The organism is Janthinobacterium sp. KBS0711 (genome assembly GCF_000988085.1).
Taxonomy (GTDB): domain Bacteria; phylum Pseudomonadota; class Gammaproteobacteria; order Burkholderiales; family Burkholderiaceae_D; genus Janthinobacterium; species Janthinobacterium lividum_E.
Genome location: NZ_LBCO01000029.1, coordinates 56,343 through 81,135 on the forward strand (window position 1 = coordinate 56,343; position 24,793 = coordinate 81,135).

Annotated in this window: 22 protein-coding genes and 2 tRNA genes; 16 read left to right on the forward strand and 8 right to left on the reverse strand. The window is 62.7% G+C overall.

Annotation, left to right across the window (positions count from 1 at the left end):
- On the forward strand, positions 1 to 2,328 hold a 2,328-nt coding region (locus VM94_RS29110), incomplete at its 5' end, for an SbcC/MukB-like Walker B domain-containing protein (protein WP_046684844.1).
- A 4-nt stretch (positions 2,329 to 2,332) separates the two neighbouring features.
- Here VM94_RS29110 and VM94_RS28745 read toward each other — a convergent pair.
- Positions 2,333 to 2,500: a hypothetical protein gene (locus VM94_RS28745; protein ID WP_166449232.1), complete on the reverse strand. Its 168-nt coding sequence runs from the start codon at positions 2,498 to 2,500 to the stop codon at positions 2,333 to 2,335.
- A 177-nt stretch (positions 2,501 to 2,677) separates the two neighbouring features.
- On the opposite strand from VM94_RS28745, the gene VM94_RS18135 reads away from it, so the two are divergent.
- The 5 genes from VM94_RS18135 (at position 2,678) to VM94_RS18155 (ending at position 5,398) form a co-directional block, all read left to right on the forward strand.
- A complete protein-coding gene (locus VM94_RS18135; protein WP_034755039.1) occupies positions 2,678 to 2,887 on the forward strand; it encodes a hypothetical protein in 210 nt (69 codons plus the stop codon).
- 61 nt (positions 2,888 to 2,948) lie between these two features.
- Positions 2,949 to 3,806 (forward strand): hypothetical protein, encoded by an 858-nt coding sequence (locus VM94_RS18140; protein ID WP_052755816.1) that lies wholly within the window; start codon positions 2,949 to 2,951, stop codon positions 3,804 to 3,806.
- Between the two features lie 58 nt (positions 3,807 to 3,864).
- The gene (locus VM94_RS18145; protein ID WP_046684756.1) at positions 3,865 to 5,043 is read left to right on the forward strand and encodes a methyltransferase; all 1,179 of its coding nucleotides are present in this window, start codon (positions 3,865 to 3,867) and stop codon (positions 5,041 to 5,043) included.
- A 56-nt stretch (positions 5,044 to 5,099) separates the two neighbouring features.
- Positions 5,100 to 5,176 (forward strand) — tRNA-Met (locus VM94_RS18150).
- 145 nt (positions 5,177 to 5,321) lie between these two features.
- Positions 5,322 to 5,398, forward strand: a tRNA-Met gene (locus VM94_RS18155).
- A gap of 67 nt (positions 5,399 to 5,465) precedes the next feature.
- Here VM94_RS18155 and VM94_RS18160 read toward each other — a convergent pair.
- Positions 5,466 to 6,134 carry a hypothetical protein gene (locus VM94_RS18160; RefSeq protein ID WP_138828859.1) on the reverse strand — a complete coding sequence of 223 codons (669 nt, stop codon included), beginning with the start codon at positions 6,132 to 6,134 and terminating at the stop codon, positions 5,466 to 5,468.
- A gap of 228 nt (positions 6,135 to 6,362) precedes the next feature.
- On the opposite strand from VM94_RS18160, the gene VM94_RS18165 reads away from it, so the two are divergent.
- The 3 genes from VM94_RS18165 to VM94_RS18175 all read left to right on the forward strand — a co-directional run bounded on the left by VM94_RS18165 (position 6,363) and on the right by VM94_RS18175 (position 10,489).
- Positions 6,363 to 6,881, forward strand: coding sequence for a sigma-70 family RNA polymerase sigma factor (locus VM94_RS18165; protein WP_046684758.1), 519 nt, complete (start codon positions 6,363 to 6,365; stop codon positions 6,879 to 6,881).
- A 1-nt stretch (position 6,882) separates the two neighbouring features.
- Positions 6,883 to 7,893 carry a FecR domain-containing protein gene (locus VM94_RS18170; RefSeq protein ID WP_046684759.1) on the forward strand — a complete coding sequence of 337 codons (1,011 nt, stop codon included), beginning with the start codon at positions 6,883 to 6,885 and terminating at the stop codon, positions 7,891 to 7,893.
- A gap of 100 nt (positions 7,894 to 7,993) precedes the next feature.
- Positions 7,994 to 10,489 (forward strand): TonB-dependent siderophore receptor, encoded by a 2,496-nt coding sequence (locus tag VM94_RS18175; RefSeq protein WP_046684760.1) that lies wholly within the window; start codon positions 7,994 to 7,996, stop codon positions 10,487 to 10,489.
- Positions 10,490 to 10,716: 227 nt separating this feature from the next.
- Here the strand turns inward: VM94_RS18175 and VM94_RS27845 are convergent, their stop codons facing one another.
- Both VM94_RS27845 and VM94_RS18180 read right to left on the reverse strand, forming a co-directional pair.
- The gene (locus VM94_RS27845; RefSeq protein WP_200899234.1) at positions 10,717 to 11,172 is read right to left on the reverse strand and encodes a hypothetical protein; all 456 of its coding nucleotides are present in this window, start codon (positions 11,170 to 11,172) and stop codon (positions 10,717 to 10,719) included.
- Between the two features lie 27 nt (positions 11,173 to 11,199).
- Entirely contained in the window at positions 11,200 to 12,015 is an 816-nt protein-coding gene (locus tag VM94_RS18180) for a hypothetical protein (protein ID WP_138828860.1), read from the reverse strand.
- Between the two features lie 295 nt (positions 12,016 to 12,310).
- Between VM94_RS18180 and VM94_RS18185 the strand changes: the two genes are divergently transcribed.
- The 7 genes from VM94_RS18185 to dbpA all read left to right on the forward strand — a co-directional run bounded on the left by VM94_RS18185 (position 12,311) and on the right by dbpA (position 20,703).
- Positions 12,311 to 13,030: an ABC transporter ATP-binding protein gene (locus tag VM94_RS18185; RefSeq protein WP_046684761.1), complete on the forward strand. Its 720-nt coding sequence runs from the start codon at positions 12,311 to 12,313 to the stop codon at positions 13,028 to 13,030.
- Positions 13,027 to 14,229 (forward strand): ABC transporter permease, encoded by a 1,203-nt coding sequence (locus tag VM94_RS18190; RefSeq protein WP_052755819.1) that lies wholly within the window; start codon positions 13,027 to 13,029, stop codon positions 14,227 to 14,229. Before VM94_RS18185 ends, VM94_RS18190 begins: the two co-directional genes overlap by 4 nt.
- 100 nt (positions 14,230 to 14,329) lie before the next feature.
- Positions 14,330 to 15,700: a TolC family protein gene (locus VM94_RS18195; protein ID WP_200899235.1), complete on the forward strand. Its 1,371-nt coding sequence runs from the start codon at positions 14,330 to 14,332 to the stop codon at positions 15,698 to 15,700.
- Positions 15,693 to 16,943 (forward strand): efflux RND transporter periplasmic adaptor subunit, encoded by a 1,251-nt coding sequence (locus VM94_RS18200; RefSeq protein ID WP_046684762.1) that lies wholly within the window; start codon positions 15,693 to 15,695, stop codon positions 16,941 to 16,943. Before VM94_RS18195 ends, VM94_RS18200 begins: the two co-directional genes overlap by 8 nt.
- A gap of 119 nt (positions 16,944 to 17,062) precedes the next feature.
- On the forward strand, positions 17,063 to 18,727 hold the full coding sequence (locus VM94_RS18205; RefSeq protein ID WP_046684763.1) for an acid phosphatase: 1,665 nt from the start codon (positions 17,063 to 17,065) through the stop codon (positions 18,725 to 18,727).
- Positions 18,728 to 18,932: 205 nt separating this feature from the next.
- The gene (locus VM94_RS18210; protein WP_046684764.1) at positions 18,933 to 19,169 is read left to right on the forward strand and encodes a hypothetical protein; all 237 of its coding nucleotides are present in this window, start codon (positions 18,933 to 18,935) and stop codon (positions 19,167 to 19,169) included.
- Between the two features lie 109 nt (positions 19,170 to 19,278).
- Positions 19,279 to 20,703, forward strand: coding sequence for an ATP-dependent RNA helicase DbpA (dbpA, locus tag VM94_RS18215; protein ID WP_034758226.1), 1,425 nt, complete (start codon positions 19,279 to 19,281; stop codon positions 20,701 to 20,703).
- Here the strand turns inward: dbpA and VM94_RS18220 are convergent.
- The 4 genes from VM94_RS18220 to VM94_RS18235 all read right to left on the reverse strand — a co-directional run bounded on the left by VM94_RS18220 (position 20,690) and on the right by VM94_RS18235 (position 24,699).
- A complete protein-coding gene (locus VM94_RS18220) occupies positions 20,690 to 21,232 on the reverse strand; it encodes a hypothetical protein (RefSeq protein ID WP_046684765.1) in 543 nt (180 codons plus the stop codon). The two genes, dbpA and VM94_RS18220, sit on opposite strands and share 14 nt — an antisense overlap.
- Positions 21,225 to 21,794, reverse strand: coding sequence for a hypothetical protein (locus VM94_RS18225; RefSeq protein ID WP_046684766.1), 570 nt, complete (start codon positions 21,792 to 21,794; stop codon positions 21,225 to 21,227). Before VM94_RS18225 ends, VM94_RS18220 begins: the two co-directional genes overlap by 8 nt.
- A gap of 42 nt (positions 21,795 to 21,836) precedes the next feature.
- Complete coding sequence (cysS, locus tag VM94_RS18230) at positions 21,837 to 23,219, reverse strand: cysteine--tRNA ligase (RefSeq protein ID WP_046684767.1); 1,383 nt, start codon at positions 23,217 to 23,219, stop codon at positions 21,837 to 21,839.
- Between the two features lie 238 nt (positions 23,220 to 23,457).
- Complete coding sequence (locus VM94_RS18235) at positions 23,458 to 24,699, reverse strand: MFS transporter (RefSeq protein WP_046684768.1); 1,242 nt, start codon at positions 24,697 to 24,699, stop codon at positions 23,458 to 23,460.
- Between the last annotated feature and the right edge of the window lie 94 nt (positions 24,700 to 24,793).

The window sequence follows — 24,793 nt, forward strand, 5'->3', positions numbered from 1 at the left end:
GCCCTTGACACAACGCAGGCGGCGCAAGATGCGCTGGCCAGCGCCGCTGCCGCGCTGGCGCTGCGCGATGCCGAACGGCGCGAGGCGCTGGCGGCCATGCAAGCCATCGACGGCCAGGGGCTGCAGGAACAGCGCGGCCAGTTGGAGGCGCACGCGCGCATCTTGACCAGCGCGGAAAAAACCTGGAGCGAACTGGCACGCCAGCGGCAGGCGCTGGTGCACTGGCAAGCGAAGGCGGCCCAGCTGGCGCAGGCCGCGCAAACGGAAAGCACGGCACTGGCGGCGGAAGCGGCGCAAACGGCGCTGCTGGAAGCGCGCCTGGCGCAGGCGGAAAAATCCTTGAAGGGTGCCGAAGTGGCATGCGCGGCCAGCGTCGAGCAGCTGCGGGCGAACTTGCAGGACGAGCAGCCCTGCCCCGTCTGCGGCGCGCTGGAACACCCGTACAGCCACGCCGATCACGCCTTGCAGGCGATGCTGGCCAGCTTGCAGGATGAGGTGCTGGATTGCCGCACGCAGGCACGCGGCAATCTGGAACGGCTGGCCACGCACAAGGTGGCGCTGGCCGCCCATTTGCGCGAACAAGCGCAAACGGCGGAAGAACTATCTGCACTGCCGTCCATCATTGACGGCCTGAATGCGCAATGGCAGCCGCATGCGGACACCCTGCAGCTGCCGCCGGAAGACGAGCGCGCGGACTGGTTCACGCAACATCTGGCGGCCAATGCGGCAGGCTTGCAGGCGCTGGCGCAGCAGGAAACGGCGCTGCGGCAGGCCAGTACACTGCGCGAGCAGGCGCAGGCGGCGCTCGACCTGGCGTCCAGCGACCACGCGCGCTGCACAAGCGCCGTCGCCGATGCGCAAGCGCGACTGGCCCAGCTGCAGGCGCAGCAAGCGGGCAATGCAGACAAGGGCGAGACGGCGCGCGCCGCGCTCGATACCCTGCTGGCGCAGCTCGATGGCGCCTTTGCCGACGCCGACGGCGCCGAAGGCTGGAAAGAGGGCTGGCGCGCCGGTCCGGCCGCATTCCGTGCGGCGCGTGAATCGGAAAGCCGGCAATGGCTGAAACAGCAGGCGGACCAGGACAAGCGCGGCCACGCGCTGGCGACCCTGGCCGCGCAACTGGAAGCGGCGCTGCTGGCCGCCGGCAAGGCACAGCACACGGCGCAGGAAGCCCACGCCGCCTTTGCCGCCGCCGACAAACGGCGCACGGCGCTGCAAGCGCAGCGCAACGCGCTATGGCAGGGCCAAAGCGTGGCCGAGGTCGAGCGCGCGCTGGCGGACGCCATCGCGCAGGCCAAAGAACAGCTGGTGCGGCAGCAAACGGCGGCGCAGTCGGCCAGCCAGCAGCGCACGCGCCTGGAAGAAGCGTGTGCGCAGCTGTCGCAGCGCCTGGCCACCTTGCGCGAGCAGGAACACGGCGCCACCACCGCCCTGCACGGCTGGCTGCACCAGTTCCAGGATGCCCACCCTGGTTACGCACCCGCCACGCTTGACGAGCTGCGCGCGCGCCTGGCCATCGCGCCGGACGCCATGCGCGCCGAACGCGACGCCCTGCAAGTGCTCGCCGACCGCCACACGGCGGCCGTCTCCGTGCTGGCCGAACGCCGGCGGCAGTTGGCGATGCATGTGCAGCAGCCGCCGGAAGCGCTGGAAATGGACGTGGCGGCGCTGCAGGCCGCGCTCGATGCACTGGCGCTGGAACGCCAGGCGGCCAACGAGGAAGCGACGCGCTTGCGCCTGGCCATCGCGCAGGATGACGCACGGCGCCACAGCGCGCAAGCGATGCTGGCGCAGATCGAAGCGCAAGCCGTCATCGAGCGGCGCTGGGCCAGCCTGAATGAATTGATCGGCTCGGCCGACGGCAAGAAATTCCGCAACTACGCGCAGCAATTCACCTTGGAAGTGCTGCTCGGCTATGCCAACGCGCACCTGAACCACCTGGCGCGCCGCTACCAGCTCGAACGCATCGACAACCCGAACAATCCGTCGCTGGGCCTGATGGTGCGCGACCAGGACATGGGCGGCGAGCTGCGCTCCGTGCACTCGCTGTCGGGCGGCGAATCGTTCCTCGTTTCGCTGGCCCTGGCGCTGGGCCTGGCCTCGCTGTCCTCGAACCGGGTGCGCGTGGAATCGCTGTTCATCGACGAGGGCTTCGGCAGCCTGGATACGGAAACTCTGCGCGTGGCCATGGATGCGCTCGACGGCTTGCAAGCGATGGGCCGCAAGGTGGGCGTCATCTCGCACGTACAGGAAATGACGGAGCGCATCGCCACCCGCATCCTCGTGCAGCCGGGATCCGGCGGCAAGAGCGTGGTGACGGTGCGTTAGGTCGCTAGCGGCTGGCCGGCTCCCGGCACAGCCTGAGCATATCCCAACCCAGTTCGCGGCGGATCTGCTCGGGGTCGGGCGGCGGCCGGCGCTGTTCCAGCTCCGCTTTCAGCCACTTCCTGACCAGCTCCTTGGCGGGCTGTGCAGGCTTTTCCTTGTCATGCTTGTCCATGGTGCTACCTCTTCAATGGATGCCAGATGGCCTCCGTAGTGTCTCAACGTGATAGACAGGATTCAGTTGACTTCAGCGTGGCGCAGTTGCAACAACGTGTAACGATGGCCGGAGTGCGTTAAAATCGCCGCCTTCGCGCAGGCACCGCCTACGCCCCGCAACAGTTCAAGGAAACCCATGAAAGCCGCCCGCAGCCTCACCTTCAAGTGCGTAAAATGTCACAAATCCATGCAGGTCTACCTGCAAAAAGTCTCCGCCTGCTCGCATATCCAGCCATACCAGGGCATTTGCGCATGCGGCGAACTCAAGCGCCACGCCACGGGCCAGGCCGATGCCGTCAAGTCCTATCTGGAGTCGGCGGACGGTAGCTGGTCGCACCACCACTAATGGTTAAAGAATGGGCGTAGAACGCCGTTAATAACGGTACTTCGCTCATTGAGAAACCGCCATGTCCCAGCTTCCCGCCCTCGCCAGCCGTCAACCCGCCCCGAATACGCTGGCCGGCCAGAAACCGCCCCGGACGGGCGGCGGCGCCACGGGGCTGGCGGCTTCGCCCCTGATGCAGCGCGCGGCGCAAGACGTCGTGGCGCTGTCGAAAAATGGCCTGGACCTGTCGGCCAAGGGGCTCTCGCAAAGGACCGATGCGCTGGGCAACGTCACCGTTGACGTGGCGCAGGATTTTTTGAGCAACATGACGCGCCAGCTGTTCGGCGACGGCGCCACCGTTGCCTTCGATTCCGTCGACCTGAAGGCGGGAGCCAGTTTCAGCAGCGGCAGCGCCAGCGTCTCGGGCGCCAGCGGCAGCAGCCGCGCGGCCGCCTTCAGCCTCGATGAAAACGCGCACTTCATCGGCAAGGGCAAGATCACGACGGCCGACGGCCAGACCTTCGACTTCGAAGTGGAAGTGCAATATCAATCGAACATCAGCGCGGGCGTCCTTGAGCAAACGCAAGAGGCATCTGAAGAGGCTAGCTCTGCCGAAGACGCAAGCCTGCCCGCCAAAGAATTGCCCGACACACATTTCGCCGGCAACCTGCACGACCTGTTCAAGCTGCTGGGCCAGCAATTGCAAAGCAATCTCTATCAGGGCCTGTCCGACGGCGCCAGCGCCAGCGGCAACGATGGCGACCTGGCGGGCAGCCTGAGCTTGCGCTTGCTCAAACTGGTGCAGCCGGACGCGGTGGCCGACGCCGGCAAGAAAACCGTGGAAGCCACGCCGGAAGAGCAGGCCCGCGCCCGCGCGCTGGCGCTCGCCTATGGCACGGACAGTGCCGACAGCACAGACGGCACGGCCAGCAACGTATAATGGAAGACGGCCTGCGCAGGCGACCATGCCGCGCGCCCCCTTCTATCGATTGAATCCCATGTCCGACACATCTTCACCTACCGTTCATCCGCAGATCCACTGGAGCGAAAACGGCGCCGAACACGCGGCCCGCTGGCGCTCGGAAAGCGGCATGCCGCCGCCCAAGCGCGTCGTCATCGCCGATGACCGCACGACGGCCGACCAGGCTTACCGCCTGGCCTGCGAAGGCACGGCCATGCTGTGGCGCGGCGACTTCCAGAACGCGCGCCAGTTGCTGCAGGCACTGGCGCGGCGCGCCGACCACAAGAACGACAAGCCGAGCAAGAAAGCCAAGGCCGCCAAGTTGGCCAAGCCGGAGCCGTCCGCCACGGAAGCCTTCCATTTGCACCGCCAGGCGCAGTCGCAACGCGCCCGCACCCTGGCCATGCTGCTGCTGCCCTTCGACGCCGACTACACGATCCCGCTGCGCCGCGCGCCGGACGTAAAACTGGCGTGCAATGAAGCGTATGGCCGCGGCGAAGAGCCGTTCGTCGCCTCGCTGCGCGAGCTGCTGGGCTTGATCGGCGCGCACGAATGGCGCCGCACGGGCGTGGAACTGCCGGCCCTCGGCCAGCGCATCCACCCGCACTATGGCGTGTTCGCGCCGATCCGCGGCGAATACGTGGGCCTGGTGGCGGAAGCGCCCCTGCCCGCGCGCGCCAGCCTGGCCTTCGACATCGGCACCGGTACGGGCGTGCTGGCCGCCGTGCTGGCGCAGCGCGGCGTCGCCCGCATCGTCGCCACCGACCAGGACCCGCGCGCCCTGTCCTGCGCGCGCGAAAACCTGGCCCGCCTCGATGTGGCCGACAAGGTCGAGGTGGTGCAGGCCGATTTGTTCCCTGCGGGCCGCGCGCCGCTCGTCGTGTGCAATCCGCCATGGCTGCCGGCCCGTCCAAGCTCGCCGATCGAATACGCCGTCTACGATCCGGACAGCCGCATGCTGCGCGGCTTCCTCGCCGGCCTGGCCGAGCATCTGGAGCCAAACGGCGAAGGCTGGCTGATTCTGTCGGACCTGGCCGAGCACCTGGGCTTGCGCCCGCGCGCACAATTGCTGGAATGGATAGAACAGGCGGGCTTGAAAGTCATCGACCGCCTGGATGTGAAGCCCACGCACCCGCGCGCACAGGACGCCACCGACAGCCTGCATGCGGCCCGTTCGAAGGAAGTCACCTCGCTGTGGCGCCTGGCGGCGGCGTAATCGAGGGTCTGAAACCCGGCCATTGCGCATTGCAGCAAACCCCGCTATAATTCGCCTGCGGGGTGGAGCAGTCTGGCAGCTCGTCGGGCTCATAACCCGAAGGTCACAGGTTCAAATCCTGTCCCCGCAACCAGATATATAAAAAGCCGCTGATTCTTGCAAAGGGATCAGCGGCTTTTTCCATTGCGGCGCAGCATGTCCAACGCCCTCCTGCAAGCCAAATGCCTTTCGTATCAATCCGCTCTTTCGCAATGCAACAAACTCGGTTATAATTCGTCTGCGGGGTGGAGCAGTCTGGCAGCTCGTCGGGCTCATAACCCGAAGGTCACAGGTTCAAATCCTGTCCCCGCAACCAACACATAAAAACCGCTGATACCTGCAAGGGCATCAGCGGTTTTTTCATTCCGGGTCTGGCCCACGTTTTACACGGCGACGCTGGCCCTGATCTGTCTGGCCGCCGCGTGCAGGCTGGCCGCCACGCGCTCCAGCTTGTCGGCGCCCGCCGTTTCGGCCAGGGCGGCGAACGCGCTGATATGAAACGTGGCCACCATGGCTGGCGACACTTCGAGTTCGAGCGCCGTCTTGCTCAACTCAGTCGACGCCTCGAGATAGGGTTCGCTGCCCGCCTCGAACGCCTGCTTGGTTTCCAGCAATTCCTGCCCCCCTTCCGCCTTGGCCAGGCAGGCATCGACCTTTTGCTGGAAGGCCGGCAAGGTGTCGCGCACGGGCCCGGCATCCGGCGCGGCTTCCGCTTCCGGCTCTGCGGGTGCGGGCTCGGCTGCGGCCGGCTTGGCGACAGGCGCCATGTCGCGCAACGTCAGCCAGCGCTCGACGGCGAGAAAGTCGGCAAACGGCTCGGCCACCTTGGGATTCATCAGCCAGACTTCGCCAGTGCGCCAGTCGATCCGGGCACCGCGCTCGTTTCTGGCCAACAAAATATCCTTGCCGCCATCGGCATTCGACACCCGGCCGATATCGAGCCAGTTCATCAATTCCGCCTGGCGCGACATCGCGTTGACCCGATGAAAATAGGCCAGCCATACAAATCTGGCGACCAATAGAACCAGGGCACCGCCAACCATCCACATCATTTTTCGCTCCGCTCCGCACCACATCGACAGCGCGCATTTTCTCACATGAAAGCTTGCGCCAAGGAAACTTTTACATCTGCCGTGCGGCAGCGCAAATCCGGCGCCACGCGTGACCCGGACGCGCAGTCGCATTTCAGCAACGCCGCGCTTTCCTGATTGCCTAGCGTGCGCCGCTACGCTATTATGAGAACAATTCTCATTTAGATTAAGCTATCCGATCCCGTCCGTATGCTGTCCGCCCCTTCCTCATCGTCCGATTTCCAGGCCCTGTATGCCGAGCACCACTCGTGGCTGCTGCACTGGCTGAAGCGCCGCCTGCACGATGCGGGGCTGGCCGGCGATCTGGCGCAAGATACCTTCATCAAGATTTTCGTCGCGCGCAGCAGTGCCGGAATCTTGCAGCCGCGCCCCTTCCTGGCCACCATCGCCAAGCGCCTGCTGGCTAACCACTGCCGGCGCGAAGAGGTCGAACGGGCCTACCTCGACGCCCTGCTGCACCAGCCGCAAGCGAGCACGCCGTCGCCGGAAGCGATGTCCATCCTGCTCGAATCGCTGCAGCTGGTCGACCGCGCGCTGGACCAGCTGTCCGCCAAGGCCAGGGCCGCTTTCCTGCTGGCCCACCTGGACGGCATGACCTACGCCGAGATCGCCGCCGAACTGGGCACCACCACGCATTCCGTCAAAAAATACCTGAGCAAGGCCAACCTGCTGTGCTTTTTTGCCGTGCCCGATTTTGCCGCGTCCTGACATGCGCGGCGCCACCGTCTACGCACAGGGCCAGCCCATCGACCTGGCCATCGCCATGCAGGCAGCCGAATGGCTGGCCACCCTGATGAGCGGAGAAACGACGCCGGCGGAAAAATCGGCCTGGCACGAGTGGCGCCAGGCGCACCCCGACCATGAGCGGGCGTGGAAACACATTGAAAGCGCCAGCGGCGGCTTGCGCGAACTCGATGCGCAGGCCAGCCGCAAGGCGTTGACACAACGCTCCCGCCCTGCCTCGCCTATCTCGCGCCGCCGCAGCCTGCAATTGCTGGCATGGGCAGCCACCGTCGGCGTCACGGGCTGGTTCGGCGCGCGCTCGGAATACGCACCCGGATTTGCCCGCGCCGCGCTGGCCGACCTGTCCACCAGCGTGGGCGAACGCCGCGAGCTGACCCTGCCCGACGGCAGCCGTCTGCACCTGAACAGCGGCAGCGCCGTCAACATCCGCTACACGAGCACGCAACGCCTGCTGCAACTGGTGCAGGGCGAAGTGTTCATCGCCACGGCCCGCGAAACGGGCATGCCCTACCGCCCCTTCCTCGTCGAAACGGCGCAAGGCCACGCGCAGGCGCTGGGCACGCGCTACTCGGTACGCCAGGCCGATGGCAGCACGCTGGTCGCCGTCGAGGAAGGCGCCGTCCGGCTGATGCCCCGTCATGGCGACGCCAACCCGGTGATCCGCGCGGGCCAGGGCGGCGGCATGACGGCGCAGAATACCTTGCCCGCGCACGCCGTCTCACCCGACACCTGGGCCTGGCGCCAGGGCTTGCTGCTGGCCGACGCCATGCCGCTGCGCGACTTCCTGCATGAACTGAGCCGCTACCGCCACGGCTTGCTGGGCTGCGACGACGCCGTCGCCGGCCTGCGCATCTCCGGCGTCTTTCCGCTCGCCGACCTGGACGCCGTGCTGCTGTCGCTGCCCGACTCGCTGCCGGTGGACGTGCGCCTGCGCACACGCTACTGGGTGCAAGTGGAAGCGCGCCAGCGGCGCTGAAATTTATTTTGAGTCCAACGAAAAAAAAGGTACCCGCTTCCGATTCTCGCGTGACCTGTGTAGGCAACGTTCTTTTTGACGACTACACCACAAGGTAACCATGTCTCCTGCCATTCATTCCAAGCCGCGTATCAAACCCATGGCGTATGCCATCGAGCTCGTCTTCATCGGTTCGGCCCTGCTGCTCAACGTCCAGGCGCCAGCCCTGGCGCAGGAAAGCGCGGCGGCGGCCACTGCCACGCTCGACTTTCAGGTGCCCGCCGGCGACTTGGCCACCGCGCTGCGCCAGGTCGCCAGCCAGTCGCGTGTCATCCTCAGTTTCACGCCCGAGCAGACGCGCGGCAAGACGTCGGCCGGCTTGAGCGGCCGCCACGACGTGCTGGCCGCCCTGAACGGCGTGCTGCGCGGCACGGGCCTCAAGGCCGAGCGCAGCGCCAACGGCAGCTATGTGCTGCGCCCGGCCGATGCGGCGGCGGGTGGCGAAGCGATGGCGATGATGCCGGAAGTGTCGGTCAAGGCGCAGCAGGATGCCACGGAAGGCTCGGGCGCGTATGTCTCCACCCTGCCGATCGCCACGGCCACGCCGCTGGGCCTGTCGATCAGGGAAACGCCGCAGTCGGTCAGCGTCATCACGCAGCAGCGCATGCAGGACCAGGGCTTGAACACGATCGCGCAAGTGATGGCACAGACGCCGGGCATCACCCTGTTCTCGCTGGGCAGCGAACGCACGGGCTTTACTTCGCGCGGCTATTCGATCACCAATTACCAGCTCGATGGCGTCAGCACGCATTCGGAAAACCTGGGCCTCAATGCAATACCGTCGCAAAGCCTGGCCGACATGGCGCTGTACGACCGCATCGAAGTGCTGCGCGGCGCCTCGGGCCTGATGACGGGCGCGGGCGACGCGTCGGGCGCCATCAACATGGTGCGCAAGAAGCCGACGGCGCAGTTCCAGGCCTCCGTCGAGGGCGAGCTGGCTTCCTATGATGAACGGCGCGCCATGGCCGACGTCTCGGGTCCGCTCAACGAGACCGGCAGCGTGCGCGGCCGCCTGGTGACGGTGTACGAAGAAGGCGACAGCATTATCGACGACTACAGCCGCGACAAGAAAGTGGTCTACGGCGTGGTCGAAGCGGACCTGTCACGCGACACGAAGCTGACGGCCGGCGTCACGCACCAGCGCAAGCGCTCGAACGGATCCTTGTCCTACCTGGGCTTCCCCCTGTTCTATAGCAATGGCGTCATGACGGACCTGCCGCGCTCTTTCAGCCCTGCCGCCAAGTCGAATCGCTTCGACACCAATTCGACCGACCTCTTCGCCACCGTGGAGCACGCGCTGGCCAACGACTGGAAACTGAAAATCTCGGCCAACCGCGTGCAATCGTCGCAGGAAGAACGCGCCGTCTACCTGAGCGTGAGTGGCGGCTTTCCCGACCAGGCCACGGGCGATGGCCTGAGCTTGAACGCCGACTACCGCGACTACCAGCTTCAGGTCAACAGCGTGGACGTCAATGTGCGCGGCCCGTTCAGCGCATTCGGCCGCCAGCACGAGCTGGTGCTGGGCATGGACTACAGCGAATTTCAAAGCACGACCGATGGCCGTTTCGACCGGGGCGTCGAAAACACGCCCGTCAACCTGTACCGCTGGAATCGCACGGCAACGCCCGTGTTTGGCGGCACCACCGTCATCTACGACAGCACGCGCCGCCAGGCCAGCGCCTACGCGGCCAGCCGCTTCAACCTCTCCGAACGCCTGAAACTGATCGCCGGCGCCAAGGTGCTGCGCTACAGCGAGAACTACATCTCGGACGCGCCGTCCGTGAATTTTTACAGCGCGTCCCCCGCCTCGGAGAGCCGTGTCTTCACGCCGTATGGCGGCCTCGTATTCGACATCGACGGCACGCACAGCGCCTACGCCAGCTACTCCAGCATCTACCAGCCGCAAGCATCGCAAGACCGCTACGGCAAGCTGCTGGCGCCGCGCGAGGGCAAGACCTTTGAGGCAGGCATCAAGAGCGGCTGGCTCGATGGCCGCCTGAACACCTCTGCCGCGCTGTACCAGATCCGCCAGAGCAATCTGTCCGAATCGGACCCCGGCTACACCGTGCCTGGCACGAACAATCCTGCCAACCGCGCCATCAAGGGCGCCAAGACCCAGGGCGTGGACGTGGAAGCGACGGGCGCCATCACGCCGGACTGGAATATTTCGGCATCGTGGTCGTACAGCCAGACAGAAAACAATGCCGGCAAGGCCATCCTGACCACCTTCCCGCGCCACCTGGTGAAACTGTGGACGACTTACCGCCTGCCCGGCGACCTCAATCGCCTGACCGTGGGCGGCGGCGTGAACTGGCAAAGCCGCGTGTATTCGGACATCGACGCGTGGCAGATCAACAGCACCATGCACTGGGAACAGAAGGCGTACTCAGTGGCCAGCCTGATGGCGCGCTACGACGTCAACGACAAGCTGTCGGCCACCGTCAACGTGGCCAACCTGTTCGACAAAAAATACACGGCTTCCGTGTCGGACTGGTGGTACTCGGGCATGTATGGCCCGGCGCGCAAGGTGGCGTTGAAGGTGCGCTACCAGTTCTAGGGCAGGGATACAACTTTCCCGTTTCACGGGCGTTGCCGGCCATTGCCGCCAACGCCCTTGCCCATGGAGACGCCCAAGAAGAATGTGTGGAAGACCTCGCTCGGGCCCTGCCAGGAGATACGGCAGGCCAAGCTGTCTGAAAGCAGAAACACACCGGTTTCCTTGCGGCAACTGGTGTGGTGCTATAAAGATAGATGGGAAAATCCCTGTCTATTTCCGGGAAACGATTATTTCATCGTGAACGTGACAGCCCACGCATGTGTCGATATGTCGGTCGAAGTGATCGTCGCGGTACATACAGCGCCGCCGACTGGCGTCGCTACTTTTGACCACTGCGGCGTCTGAACTCCATTACTGCCGGTGGCGAATGTATAGGCAGTGTGAAACTGGCATTGCTTTCGCCCCATCGTATAGATCAAGGAAGCATAATTGACGATGGGGGTTAAATTACTTTGCACCCGGAAGCTATTTTGTTCTAACGCCGGGATTTTCGGAGCCGGCGTCGGAGACGCATTGGCCTGCGTACTAATTTCATTATTGGTGGCGAGCCACTGAACGGCCGGTTCGGCTGCATTCAGATTTTTCACCGTGACAAGGACTTGTGGCCCAGCAAAAGCGATAACAGGTGCCGACATACCCAAGCTAATCAATACCCCGCCGAGAAGTCGTTTGGAAAATTTCAAGATAAGCTTCCTTAGTGTTTATCCATTTCAGGATGAAATGGATGGATTCGAGCCTAGGCCCAATATTTCAAATAGATCCGGAACAGCCCCGGCATTTTTACTTTTCATCAAACTCGCAAGAGATCCTGGGGTCGCCGGCGAATTTCCGGCGGCATGGTTGAAATAATTAAAATCGAGTTTGATCTTATCTTCCAGATCACCAGCATAGTTTTCCGGATAAAGGACCTGCTCCAGCTTAGGCAATTCATTGAAATGCGCTAAAACTGATTTGAAAAAATTGGTTGTCTTTCCGGTTGTGTTGTATTCCCTCATTCCTTCAGCGAGAACTTGGCTGCGCCAGGCCTCTTCTTCCCTGTAGGCCTGCATAAAGGCGGCACGCCGCTCATTTACGGTAAAAGTGCCACTTTCGTCCTGGGAGATGGTTGACAATTGCTCGCGCGACAACCCCGCGAATGGATTGGGGGCCTTGCGATCCACGAAGGCGGTTGCTGCGGCAGCCGACTGCGCCGATGCCGCATCATTTGGTACTGGAACTTGCTTTGCTGCCGCCGCTTTATGCTCGTCATCCAGCTTGTAAAGTATGGTGTCGGTATTCTTATTGATTCTGGCCACAACAGATAACCGGTCCAGTCCCTGCATGTTAGCGGTGCTGGCCGATGCGGCTTTGGACAATCGGACGGCTAGAGTCGAGATGACCGTACCTTCCGAAACAGCGCCAATGACAGCTTTCGCAGCTACCGGCACATTCTCCGCCGTTAATGCCATATTGCCTTCGGCATTCGCAACCGAAGAGGAATTATTTTCCCGTCGAAGCGGAAATACGGATGCAGGAATATTTACCATTGTCATCTCCATGATTAATAAATATTACTATACCACAACAAATATCGAAACATCGCCCTGCTGCGTTCTTTCAATCAATTCAATTACATTGTGATTATGTGTGAGTATTGGCGCAAACAGGAAAATATCCACATGAAGTTCCCAACAGCATTTCCACATTGCCATGCATCAGACATGATCCTAAAATAAAACCGACCGTGACCTCCATATACGGCCGCTTGCATCTGGAAATGAGTATGGCATTTGCGAAGTGAATGACTTAGAATCAATGCCCTACCGTCGATGGATGTAATGAATGCCGAAAGACCCTGACATCGTTCCGATTCTGCGATTGACGCACTTGTACCGTAATTTCCCTCACGCTGGCGGTGTTGTCGCGGCATTGCAGGATGTTTCGCTGGTCGTACGCCGAGGGGAAACCTGCGCCATCACGGGCGCATCGGGCTCTGGAAAAAGCACGCTGCTTAATATTCTGGGGCTATTGGATAAACCCGACGCGGGCAAATTTGAATTCTGCGGAATGGATGTGACAAGCACTGGCGCCGATCAACTTGCTCAAATACGAAACGATGAGATAGGCTTTGTCTTTCAATCCTTCAACCTCTTGCCACAACTCGACGCGGTGGATAACGTTGCCCTGCCACTCTACTATCGCGGTATCGATCGGGAGACGGCGAGAAAGCTGGCATTCGAGCAACTCGATCGCATGGGTTTGAGCTCACGGGCCTTGCACAAACCGGCAGATATGTCCGGGGGACAGCGTCAACGCGTTGCGATCGCCAGGGCTCTCATCGGCCAGCCCTCGATCATCCTGGCCGATGAGCCTACCGGCAGCCTGGACAGTTCCATCGCTGCCATTATTCTCGATACCTTGTTTGACCTCAACCGTGAAAAGGCCGTTTCCCTGCTGATCGTGACGCACGACGTCTCGGCCGCCGCGCGTTGCGAACGTCACTTCGACATCTGCCACGGCCGCCTGCTGGAACGTCGTTCGCCAGATGCGAGGAGAGCATGAGCGGCAGCAAGGCGGCACGCATGCGACCCGGCCCCTCCCCCGGCCAGTTAATCTCCGAAGCCAGCCAAAGCGTCAGAAATCTTACCCAGCGCGCGATGCTGAGCATGCTGGGAATCGCCATCGGCAGCGCCTCGATCATCGCCTTGCTAAGCCTGGGCCAAGGCGCTGCCGAGGAATCGTTACGCACATTCGAATCCCTCGGCTCCAACATTGGTATCGCCAGCCTTCAGGAAACGGCCAGCACGCCCACGCCATTGCACTTTGACGCTGCGCAAGCGCGCGGCGTGGCCGGGATCGTCGACGTGGCACCTCTGGCTTTACTGTCCGCAACGATTCAAAGCAAGGGCATGCACATCGACACTACCGTACTGGGAACCCAGGAATCCATCGCCCGCATCTTTGAATGGGTTCCCATCAAGGGGCGCTTCATATCGGACCTGGACGGCCGAGCTACCTACGCCATTATCGGCAACGACATTGCGACCAGGCTCGGGATCGGCGGGACCGAAGGGCCCCATGTCATCCAGATAGACCATTATCTGTTTAGCGTGATCGGCGTACTTCCCGCCCAGTTGCCGAATCCCCTGTTGCCGGTATCGGTCAATCAGTCGGTGATTGTTCCACTGGCATCGATGAGGCGGCTGCAAGGCGCGCCGGATATTTCCAGCATAGTTTTCAGATCGACGGGCAGCGCCGACATCATCGCAACAGCAGACCGTTTGAAGGAATATCTATTGGCACGCCATCCTTCGCGCACGGTGGAAATGCAGCTTCCCATGCAGCTACTTGATGGCATGCGCGGGCAGGCCAGGAATTTTTCATATCTTCTCGCTGCCCTGGGGGGCATCTCATTGCTCGTCAGCGGCATCGGCATCATGAACGTAATGCTGATGAGCGTAGCGGAGCGACGCAAGGAAATTGGCATACGTCTCAGTGTCGGCGCCCGCCAGCGCGACATTCGCAACCTGTTCGTTCTCGAGGCGATAGGGCTGTCCATCGGCGGCGCCCTGGCCGGGCTGGCGCTCGGCGTCGCGACCACGTATGCCTATTCGGCCATGGCTGGATGGCATTTCTGGGTGCCGGCAAACGCACTGGCTGCCGGGTTGCTCTCCCCCATCCTGACCGGTATCGGATTTGGTCTTTTCCCCGCAATCAAGGCGGCAAAACTGCAACCTGTACAAATACTGCGCGATGAATAAGTCAGCGATTTTCGGCGCCCTCTGCATCCTTTCCTTATCCGGCACTTGCCAGGCCGGGCCAGCCTTGGCCTCCCGGCATCCAGCCCCGTCCGGCCCCACGATGGATGTGCCACTGCTGGCGCGACGGTCTATCCAGCCGGCCAATCTCATGCTGGTTGACGCCATTTACCTGGGATTGCAGGATAATCGCGCCATCCGCAGCGCCTACGTGGAACGCATTTCGCAACGGTTCGACCTTGCAGTCGCCGAGGATCGCTTTACCCCCAAGCTGGTCCTGAGCAGCCGCTTCCTCACGCAAAGGTCGGAACAACAGCGTTGGCGAACGCTGGAAGTCGCGCCCATCGCAACGATGCTGAGTCCAATCGGTACCAGGGTGAACCTTGCATGGAGCGGATTGCGGAACAAATCCGCGCTAGCCACGGATGGCCGCGATGCCAATGCCAACATCTCGGTCATTCAGCCCCTTTTACGTGACGCCGGATGGGAAATCGGCATGGCGCCCGTGCGTCTCGCAAGGCTGGCAGAAGAAAGCAGCCAGCTCAGCTTGAAATCGCAACTGGCGCGTGTCGTCACGCAAATCATTTACGCTTACCGCGAGCTGATTCGGGCCCAGGAACAAGTAACGATCGCACAAGATAGCCTGGAACGCGGACGCAAGCTACTGGAAATCAATCAGGGCCTGGTTGCTGCCGGGCGCATGGCGGAGTTCGACGTAGTGCAAACGGAAGCCGACGTACTGACGCAAGAGGTTAACGTCGAGGAAGCGCTCAATCAGCACGATCAGCGCCGCATGGATCTGGTGCGCTTGCTGGCGCTGGACTTGAACCTGCCGCTACGCGCAGTGGAAACCCTGGAGCCATCGCCGGTCACAATCGATCTGAAGGAAGCAAAACAGATCGCAATCGCCAACCAGCCCGACTACCTGATCCACCAAATCGCGAACAAGCAGGCGGAAATCAATCTCGCTGCCGCAAGCAACCAACGTCTGTGGGATTTGTCGCTGGTCAGCGGCGCGACCAGACAAACACAGCGTCAAGGGGGTTCAGGAGAACGGCATTGGAACGGCTACGTCGGTCTCCAGGTAGATATCCCCCTCGGCGACATGGCGCGGAAACAGGGCGAGGTACAAGCCGCCACCACGGTACAAACCCGGGCGTTGCAACTGGAAGAAAGCCGGCAGCAACTCGAACAGAACATCACCAGCGCGGTACGAGACATTCAAACCCGCTGGCGTCAATATGGACTGGCGCAGCGGGCCAGGGACCTTTCGTTGAAAAAGATCGAGATTGAGCGTGAAAAACTAACGCTGGGACGCTCATCGAACTTTCAGGTCATCAGCTTTGAGGCCGACCTGCGCAATGCAGAGAATGCCCGACTCAATGCGCTGATTGCCTATTTGAACGCCCAAGTTGAATTAGATCTGCAACTGGGACTCACGTTAGACACTTGGAAAATTTCTTTGAATGGCTAAAAAAATCAACCGCTCGGCCTTGCTACTGGTGCCATCGGCCATCCTCGTCACCCTCGCATGCTGGTTCTGGAACGCCCCCGCCGCTCCCGCGACCGCTGCCGCAACTCACGTTATTGCGCAAAAGGAAGCCGTCAGCCATGGCCTGGCGCTGGTAGGAAAGGTGGAACCTGCTGAATCGATCACGCTGACCGCGCCCTTTGACGGCGAAATATTGCAACGTCGGTTCGAAGAGGGCCAGTACGTTGAGCAAGGCCAGATGCTCATTGAGCTCAGCTCTGCCGACATGGATATCCGACTGCGCGAGGCAATGGCAGACAGGCTAAGGACACAGGCTGCGCTACGGAAACTGCAAGACTGGCAAAGTAGCGCCGAACTCAGGCGGGCAAATCGCTTCCACGCCAATGCAACTCAACATGCAGCGGAAATCACGCTGCGCCTTGAAGAAACCGCAGCCTTGTACAAAAAGGGCATTGTCGCCAAAATGGAAGTGGATTCCCTTGCCCAACAACAACGCTCGGCACGCTCCGAGTTAAGCGCGGCCCAAGAAGAGGTCGACGCGCTGTCGGAAGCCGGGCACGGGCAGCAACTGAAGATCGCCGCACTGGAAGACGCAAATGCCAAAGACAAGTATGCGGCGCTGGTCGCCACACTGAAATCCAAGACGATCGTCGCCCCATTCTCTGGCATCGTGGTCAGGGTGCCGAACAGCGGTGCAGACGCTCAGGCGGATATCGCGCGCACCGGCTTCCGTGTCACCCGGGGTATGCCACTGCTGGGCCTGGCCAGCCGTGACCGGGTGCGCATCGGCGCCACGGTCGATGAGGCCGAGGTGCGGCAGCTAAAACAGGGGCAAGTCGTCGAAGTATCGGGCGAGACCTTTGGCGCAACCGTCATCAATGGCACGATAGAAGCAATATCCTCGGTACCCAGCCTTGTCTCGCAAGGAGCTGCGCCGCGATATGACGTCAAGGTTCACTTGCCTGAATTGGCGTCCGATGTGCGTGCCCAAATTCGCCTGGGCATGAGCGCGAATATAAAAATAGTCACCTATAGCAATCCTGCCGCAATTGTCGTGCCGATCAGCGCGGTATTGACGGAAGATGGCAAGACATACGTGGCGGTCGTTGCTGGCAAGGGCGGCGTTGAGCAAAAACAGGTACACGTGACGTCCACCACCGAGCGAAATGCGGAAATCACCGGGGTGCCTGCAGGCACCGTCCTTTCAGTGAGCAATGCACGTTAAGCCGGTAGGCCGAATATTTCGCATCGGCGCAGGGCCGGTGATACAATTTTCCCGCTTCACGGGCGTTGCCGGCCATTGCCGCCAACGCCCGTGCCCATAGAGACACCCAAGGAGAATGTGTGAAGGACCTCGCCCCCGCCCTGCCAGCCGATCCGGCCGACCAACCCGCCAATCCCTCGCGCCGGCGCATTTTCCAGGCTGCTTCCGCAGTCGGCCTGGCCGCCAGCCTGCCGGCGCTGGCCGATGCCGCGCCCGCCAAAAAAACCATCGCCAAGGGTTCGCTCGACGCGAAACTCAAGGCGCACGTCAAGAACGTGGTCGTGATCTACCTGGAAAACCGCAGCTTCAACAACCTGTTCGCCAACTTCCCCGGCACCAGCGCGCCCCTGTCCGCCGTCACGGCTGAACAGGCGCAGCAGCTGGACCGCGACGGCAAGCCGCTGGCCACCCTGCCGAAAATCTGGGGCGGCCTCGTGCCGAACCAGCAAAATATCGGCGGCACCGATTACCTGATCAAGGAAGACCAGATTTCCGGCCTGCCCAACGCTCCCTACAAATTGAGCGACGCGGCCGGCAAGCCCCTGCCCGAGAGCATCATCACGCGCGACCTCGTTCACCGCTTCTATAACAACCAGATGCAGATCAACGGCGGCAAGAACGACGGCTTTGCCGCGTGGGCCGACAGCGGCGGCCTGGTGATGGGCCATTACGGCGAGACGTCGAAAAACCTGAACCTGTGGCAGATCGCCGAGCAGTACACGCTGTGCGACAACTTCTTCATGGCAGCCTTCGGCGGCTCCTACATGAATCACCAGTTCCTCGTGACGGGCCGCGCCAACGAATACTTCAACGCTTCCGAGACGGCGGCGAAGAAAAAGATCGCCGTGCTGTCCGACGGTCCGCAAGGTGTGCGCCTGGCGATCTCGCCCGACTGCCCCGCCTCGGCGCTCGATGGCAAGCCGAAATATGTCAATGACGGCGCCCTGACGCCGGACGGCTATGCCGTCAACACCATGGCCCCGCCATATCAACCGAGCTACATCCGCCCCGCCTTCGACGGCGACCCGCTGCATGCCGACCCGGCAGACGCGAACACCCTGCCGCCGCAAACCTATGACACCATCGGCGACCTGCTGTCGCGCAAGGGCGTCAGCTGGGCGTGGTATGGCGGCGGCTGGCAAGCGGCGCTCGACCAAAAAGGCGGCGGCAGCAAGCCGAACTTCCAGTTCCACCACCAGCCGCTGAACTACTTCAAGCAGTTCGCCCCTGGCACCGCCGCGCGCGCCGAGCATCTGCGCGACGGCGGCACGGGCGACAGCCCGATCTCGAACAAATTCCTCGCCGCCGCCGTGGCGGGCAAGCTGCCGGCCGTGACCTTCTACAAGCCGCAGGGCAATCTGAACCTGCACGCGGGCTACTCGGATATCGAATCGGGCGACCAGCACGTGGCCAACGTCATCCAGCACTTGAAGGAATCGCCGCAGTGGAAGGACATGATCGTCGTGATCACGTTTGACGAAAACGGCGGCTGGTGGGATCACGTGGCGCCGCCGAAAGGCGACCGCTGGGGTCCGGGCACGCGCATTCCCGCCATCGTCGTCTCGCCGTACGCGAAGAAAGGCGCCGTCGACCACAGTTTTTATGACACGACGTCGATCCTGCGCCTGATCACGCGCCTGCACGACCTGCCGCTGCTCGAAGGCTTGAAAGTGCGCAACGATGCGTTTGCATCGCGCGGCGCGCTGCCGCCGGGCGACCTTACTGGCGCTCTGAGCTTCCGCTAAGCCACCCACAATGCGGCACGCCTGTGATACACTGCGTGCCGCACTTAAATCCGCAGGAGAAGTTTTCCTGCAGCTTGTCCCAACAATGAGCCCGACTCCAGTAGCCGGGCTTTTGTTTTGTGGATGAAGTTAAAGCGTATAGACATAGGCGGGCAGCACCTTGCCCGCCCCCTGGCTTTCGCAGGCCAGGGACAGAGGTTAGCAAATGAGAGATAAAAAAGACAACGCCACCATCGACTTGCCCGGTTTCGGCCCGCCGCCAGCGCCCGAGGCGCCAGAGCCGGCGCCTGAACCGCAGCGCCGCCCGCGCGCGCGCAAGGTGGCTTTGAAGCAGGTGCAGCTCGAGTTGCTGGAGCCGACCGACGCCACGGGCCTGCCCGTATGGACGCGCGACGCCGGACTCGATCTCACCGGCTTGCCCATCTGGGCCCCCGATACCTGATTTTCCAACGCGGGCGGCCGTTTGCCGCCGGCTTCATCACCATCCGCACAAGGGCGTAAATCGCCTGTAGACTGTGCCCATCCACCCGCTTTTTACCGGCTACGCCCCTATGAACACCACCTCCGCCACCACTTCTTTTTCCAGCCTGCCGCTGACGCCCGCCTTTTTGGCCAACCTGGATTCGCTCGGCTACCACGAGATGACCACCATCCAGGCGCAAAGCCTGCCGGCGGTGCTCGATGGCCGCGACCTGATCGCCCAGGCGAAAACGGGCAGCGGCAAGACGGCCGCCTTCGGCATCGGCATCCTGCACAAGCTCAATCCGGCCTGGTTCGCCGTGCAGGGCCTGGTGCTGTGCCCCACGCGCGAACTGGCAGACCAGGTGGCCAATGAGCTGCGCCGCCTGGCCCGCGCGGCCGGCAACATCAAGATCCTGACCCTGACCGGCGGCGCGCCGATGCGCCCGCAAATCGCCTCGCTGGAGCACGGCGCCCACATCGTCGTCGGCACGCCGGGCCGTTTGCGCGACCACCTGGGCCGCGGCACCATCAACCTGAATCACGTGCAAACCCTGGTGCTCGATGAAGCGGACCGCATGACGGACATGGGCTTTTACGAGGAAATCGCCGGCATCGTCAGCGCCTGCCCGGCGCGCCGCCAGACCTTGCTGTTCTCGGCCACGTATCCGGAAGACATCCGCCGCGCCACGGCGTCGTTCCTCGTCAATCCGCTGGAAGTAACGGTCGAGGCGCAGCACGACAACGACAAGATCGAGCAGCGCTTCTATGAGATCGGCTTCGACGAGCGCAATAGCGCCGTCGGCAAGCTGCTCAAGCACTTCAAGCCGGAATCGACCCTCGCCTTCTGCAACACCAAGGTGCATTGCCGCGAACTGGCCGACGAACTGCGCCAGCAAGGCTTTTCCGCGCTGGCCCTGTACGGCGAGCTGGAACAGCGCGAGCGCGATGAAATCCTCGTGCTGTTCGCCAACCGCAGCTGCTCCGTGCTGGTGGCCACCGACGTCGCCGCGCGCGGCCTCGATATTTCCGACCTGGGCGCCGTGATCAACGTCGACGTGTCGAAGGACACGGAAGTGCACATCCACCGCATCGGCCGCACGGGCCGCGGCAGCAAGAAGGGCCTGGCCCTGTCGCTGTGCGCGCCGAACGAGAAAAAATGGGTCAAGCTGATCGAGCAATACCAGAACAGCGCCGCCGAATGGCACGACCTGAAGGAACTGGCGGAAGATGACGGCATGGAGGCGCTGCCGGCGCCCATGGTCACCCTGTGCATCATGGGCGGCAAGAAGGACAAGCTGCGCCCGGGCGACTTGCTGGGCGCGCTGACGGGCGACGCCGGCCTCACCAAGGAACAAGTGGGCAAGATCAACGTGTTCGAATTCATGACCTACGTGGCGCTGGACCGCAAGGTGGCCGAAGCGGCCTTCAAGCGCCTCAACGCCGGCAACTCCCTGGGCCGCGACTTCGGCAACATCAAGGGCCGCAGCTTCAAGATGCGCTTTATCGAAGCGTAAGCGCCTGCAAGGCACGCAGGGCCGCCATGGTCCTGCGTCCCGGATAGTCTTCCCACACGGGATAGCGCCGGCGGTAGTAGCAGCTCCAGTAACTGATGCTGCGCCGCTCCAGCGTGTCCACATAGGCGGGATTGTCCCGCAGGTAGCGCGCCAGCGCATCGGTATTCCAGGCCGGCAGCGCCGCGCCAATTACCTCGATAATCTCCAGCACGTATTCGCCGCACAGGTGCACGACGAACGGCACCGTCCACGCCCGCTCCTGCAGCAGCAACTGCCTCAAACACGCTTCGCGCACATGGCCGTCGTGGTGGCGCGCGCCCAGGCACAGGGCAATCACGCCCGCGTCGCCGGGCAGCCGCGTACAGGCCAGTAGCCGCTCGCTGTCGTAATACGTGCGTGTCGGAACCTGCAAGGCCTCGCCATCCTGGCGCACGGCAAATGGGGGGTGCGCGTGATTGCTCCCCAGCGCAGGCAACAGCTGCGCCACGGTGCCGGCCAATGCGGCCGGAAAGGCATCCGCTTCAGCCATCGCGAGCTTCCTTGCAGACCTTGCGCACGCCCAGAGCAGGCTTGTCGATCTTTTCAAAGATCACATTCGAATACCATTCGGCAGGAGCGCCTTCGGTGGGCTTGCCCAGCGAAATATAAAAGCCATCATGCGTGAACAGGGCCGTGGTTTCCTTGCCCGGCCACGTCCCCTGCAGGAAGGCGGGCCAGGCTGCCCTATCGACCGGCGTGAAACGGGCGGCCAGCAGCGCCAGCAAACGCGCGTGCGTGGCTGGCGCATACGGGAACAGATACAGGTATTCGACCAGTTCACCGCCATCGGCCAGGCGCGTGACGGCGGATGTCGCCGCCTCCACTTCACTGCCAAAACTGCACAGCACCCCGCCGCTGTAGGCAAAATCGATGACGGTCGCCGGCGCGCACGCCTGCCGTTCGCGGTCGATGCCGACGGGCGGCAGCGCGCGCACTTGCGCCAGCAACGCCTCGCCCGATGTGGCCAGCGCGGGAAAGCCCGGGCATTCGCTGGCCGCCTGCGCGGCAGAAAAAGCAAGGCAACAACTCAGTAGCAGCAAACGGCGCTTCACGGCATCTCCAGTGTCATCATGCGGCCATTATGCCGGACATCTTCACAAAGACCGCGCCTGTTGCCCCTGCGGCGTATCGTCGATGTCATAGCCGGCCGCGCGCGCCAGTGCGCGCAAGCGGTCCGCCTCGGCCCACTGGCGCTGCGCGCGGGCGATGGCCCGTTCCGCCATCCACGCCTGCACGGGCTGCGGCACATCTACCTGCGCCGGCCGCCAGGCCAGCAGATCGAGTCCCAGGGCCGCATCGAAGCGGGCCATCGTAGCTTTCTTTACGGCGTCCGGCAGCTCGCTTTTCAGCAGTTCCCAGGCCACGGCCACGGCGCGCGGAAAGTTCAGGTCATCGTTGACCTGCGCCGCAAAGCGCGCCAGCCATGCGGGATCAGGAGCGGCCTCACCCTGCGCTTCACCAAGGCCATGCGCGCTGACGCGCAGGCGCGCCAAACCACTGGCGGCGGCGCGCAACGCTTCGTCCGTGAAATTGAGGCTGCTGCGGTAGTGGGCGCCCAGGCACAGGTAGCGGTAGGCCAGCGGATCGACGCCCTGCTCCACCAGGCTTTGCAAACGTAAAAAGTCGCCCGAGGATTTCGACATCTTCGCGTCCTGCGTTTTCAAAAAGGCGCCGTGCAGCCAGAAGTTGGCCAGGCGCGTGCCGTGGCGCGCCTCCGTCTGGGCGATCTCGTTGCTGTGGTGGACGGCCACGTGGTCCTCGCCGCCGCAATGGATGTCGAAATACGCGCCCAGGTGCTTTTCCGCCATGGCCGAGCATTCGATATGCCAGCCGGGGAAACCCAGGCCCCACGGGCTGTCCCACTCCATTTGCCGTTGGCCAGGCACGCCGCTGAACTTCCACAGCGCGAAGTCGCAGATATCGCGTTTTTCTCCGATGTCCACCCTTTTCCCCGCCTGCAGGCCGTCGCGGTTCAGACGCGCCAATTTTCCATAGTTGTCCTGGCGCGTCGTGTCGAAATAGATGCCGTCATCCGTGCGGTAGGTATAACCCTTCGCTTCCAGGTCGAGGATGAAGGCGATCTGCTCCGCGATGTGGTCCGTGGCGCGGCACCAGACGGTGGGCGGCAGGATATTCAACTGGCGCAGATCGCCCTCGAACGCGCGCGTGAATTCAGCGGCGATGTCCCAGGCCGACTTGCCGCTGCGGGCGCTGCGCGCCTCGATCTTGTCGTCGCCGCTGTCCGCATCCGACGTCAGATGGCCCACGTCCGTGATGTTCATCACGTGGCGCACCTGCAAGCCGTTGAACTCGAGCGCGCGGCGCAAGCCGTCCACGAACAGATAGGTGCGCAGGTTGCCGATGTGCGCGTAGTCGTAGACGGTGGGACCGCAGGCGTACAAGCCCGCCTTGCCCGGGGCGATGGTTTCGAAGGGCCGCAGGCTGCGGCTATACGTGTCGTACAAATGAAGTGTCATGCGGGACTTTCATGCGCGTTGCGGAAAAAGAAAATGGCCACAGGTTTTTCAACGCTGTGGCCATCGGAATGAGGAGTAAAAAGTTTAACGGCGCCGGGCCGCATCCTCGCGAAGCCAGGTACACGGACACAGCGCAGCGGCGGCGCGGTATGCAAGGACTGGAGGGAGGATGGAAGAGATCATGTGGACAATATCGCATGCGCGCGGGCGGGCCGTCAAGCCCTCCCGCCACGCCGGCCTATTTTTTCGCCTGCTCGATATGCGGCAGCAGCACCGTCAATATGCCCAGCAGCGGCAGGTAGGAGCAGATTTTGTACACATAGGCGATGCCCGCCACGTCGGCCAGGTGGCCCATGGCGGCGGCCGCGATGCCCGACACGCCGAACATCAGGCCAAAGAAAATCCCCGCGATCATGCCCACCTTGCCCGGCACCAGTTCCTGCGCGAAGACGACGATGGCGGAAAACGCGGATGAAATCACGAAGCCGATGATCACCGTCAGCACGGCCGTCCAGAACAGATCAACGTAGGGCAGCAGCAGGGTAAATGGCGCCGCGCCCAGGATGGAAATCCAGATCACGCGCTTGCGGCCGATGCGGTCGCCGATGGGGCCGCCCATGAAGGTGCCGGCCGCCACGGCGGCGAGGAAGAGGAACAGGTACAACTGGGCATCGCCGAGCGACAGGTGGAATTTGTCGATCAGGTAGAACGTGTAATAGCTCGACAGGCTGGCCATGTAGATGTACTTCGAGAACACCAGCAGGGCCAGCACGCCCAGCGCGCCCATCACCTTGTTGCGCGACAAGTTCGGTCCAAGGCCGCCCGTCTTCGGCTTGAAGCTGGCCAGGTGGCCGCTGTACCAATGGCTGACCTTGTACAGCACGCCGATGGCCAGCACGGCAAGCAGGCTGAACCAGGCGACATTGCCGTGGCCACGGTTGACGATGACGGCGGCCGCCAGCAACGGGCCCAGGGCGGAACCGACGTTGCCGCCCACCTGGAACAGCGACTGGGCAAAGCCGTAGCGCCCGCCCGAGGCCATGCGCGCCACGCGCGACGCTTCCGGGTGGAAGGTCGAGGAACCGACGCCGATCAGGCCAGCGGCGATCAGCAGGGTCGGGAAGGTCGACACGACGGACAGCATCAACACGCCGGCCAGGGTAAAGCACATGCCGACGGGCAACAGGAACGGCAGCGGACGGCGGTCCGTGTACAAGCCGATCCAGGGTTGCAGCAACGAGGCCGTGCATTGGAACGTCAGGGTAATGAGGCCGACCTGGGTAAAACTGAGTGAAAACTCGGCTTTCAGCATCGGATAAATCGACGGCAATAATGCCTGGATCAAGTCATTGAGCAAATGCACGAAGGCGACGGCGCCCAGGATGTGCATGGCCAGACCGGATTGTTGTTGGGAACTATGAAGCGAGGGCGCCGCCGGCACGGACTTGGCCAATGCTGGAGCAGTTGTGGTTGTGTGCATGTGTCATCCGCAATAATCGGGCACGGCGGGCGGCCCGGCAAAGAAGCCAGTATAGTATGGTCACTGAACTGATAACTTCCAATAATCGTCGCCC

What these genes read in the sequence shown, in the direction of transcription:
- VM94_RS18175 (WP_046684760.1), top strand. Translation starts at nt 7,994, where the DNA reads ATGTCTCCTGCCATTCATTCCAAGCCGCGTATCAAACCCATGGCGTAT.
- VM94_RS18235 (WP_046684768.1), bottom strand. Translation starts at nt 24,699, where the DNA reads ATGCACACAACCACAACTGCTCCAGCATTGGCCAAGTCCGTGCCGGCG.
- VM94_RS18180 (WP_138828860.1), bottom strand. Translation starts at nt 12,015, where the DNA reads ATGGTAAATATTCCTGCATCCGTATTTCCGCTTCGACGGGAAAATAAT.
- VM94_RS18145 (WP_046684756.1), top strand. Translation starts at nt 3,865, where the DNA reads ATGTCCGACACATCTTCACCTACCGTTCATCCGCAGATCCACTGGAGC.
- cysS (WP_046684767.1), bottom strand. Translation starts at nt 23,219, where the DNA reads ATGACACTTCATTTGTACGACACGTATAGCCGCAGCCTGCGGCCCTTC.
- VM94_RS18210 (WP_046684764.1), top strand. Translation starts at nt 18,933, where the DNA reads ATGAGAGATAAAAAAGACAACGCCACCATCGACTTGCCCGGTTTCGGC.
- VM94_RS28745 (WP_166449232.1), bottom strand. Translation starts at nt 2,500, where the DNA reads ATGGACAAGCATGACAAGGAAAAGCCTGCACAGCCCGCCAAGGAGCTG.
- VM94_RS18185 (WP_046684761.1), top strand. Translation starts at nt 12,311, where the DNA reads ATGCCGAAAGACCCTGACATCGTTCCGATTCTGCGATTGACGCACTTG.
- VM94_RS18195 (WP_200899235.1), top strand. Translation starts at nt 14,330, where the DNA reads ATGGATGTGCCACTGCTGGCGCGACGGTCTATCCAGCCGGCCAATCTC.
- VM94_RS18165 (WP_046684758.1), top strand. Translation starts at nt 6,363, where the DNA reads ATGCTGTCCGCCCCTTCCTCATCGTCCGATTTCCAGGCCCTGTATGCC.
- VM94_RS18135 (WP_034755039.1), top strand. Translation starts at nt 2,678, where the DNA reads ATGAAAGCCGCCCGCAGCCTCACCTTCAAGTGCGTAAAATGTCACAAA.
- VM94_RS18140 (WP_052755816.1), top strand. Translation starts at nt 2,949, where the DNA reads ATGTCCCAGCTTCCCGCCCTCGCCAGCCGTCAACCCGCCCCGAATACG.
- VM94_RS18200 (WP_046684762.1), top strand. Translation starts at nt 15,693, where the DNA reads ATGGCTAAAAAAATCAACCGCTCGGCCTTGCTACTGGTGCCATCGGCC.
- VM94_RS18190 (WP_052755819.1), top strand. Translation starts at nt 13,027, where the DNA reads ATGAGCGGCAGCAAGGCGGCACGCATGCGACCCGGCCCCTCCCCCGGC.
- VM94_RS18160 (WP_138828859.1), bottom strand. Translation starts at nt 6,134, where the DNA reads ATGATGTGGATGGTTGGCGGTGCCCTGGTTCTATTGGTCGCCAGATTT.
- dbpA (WP_034758226.1), top strand. Translation starts at nt 19,279, where the DNA reads ATGAACACCACCTCCGCCACCACTTCTTTTTCCAGCCTGCCGCTGACG.
- VM94_RS18170 (WP_046684759.1), top strand. Translation starts at nt 6,883, where the DNA reads ATGCGCGGCGCCACCGTCTACGCACAGGGCCAGCCCATCGACCTGGCC.
- VM94_RS18220 (WP_046684765.1), bottom strand. Translation starts at nt 21,232, where the DNA reads ATGGCTGAAGCGGATGCCTTTCCGGCCGCATTGGCCGGCACCGTGGCG.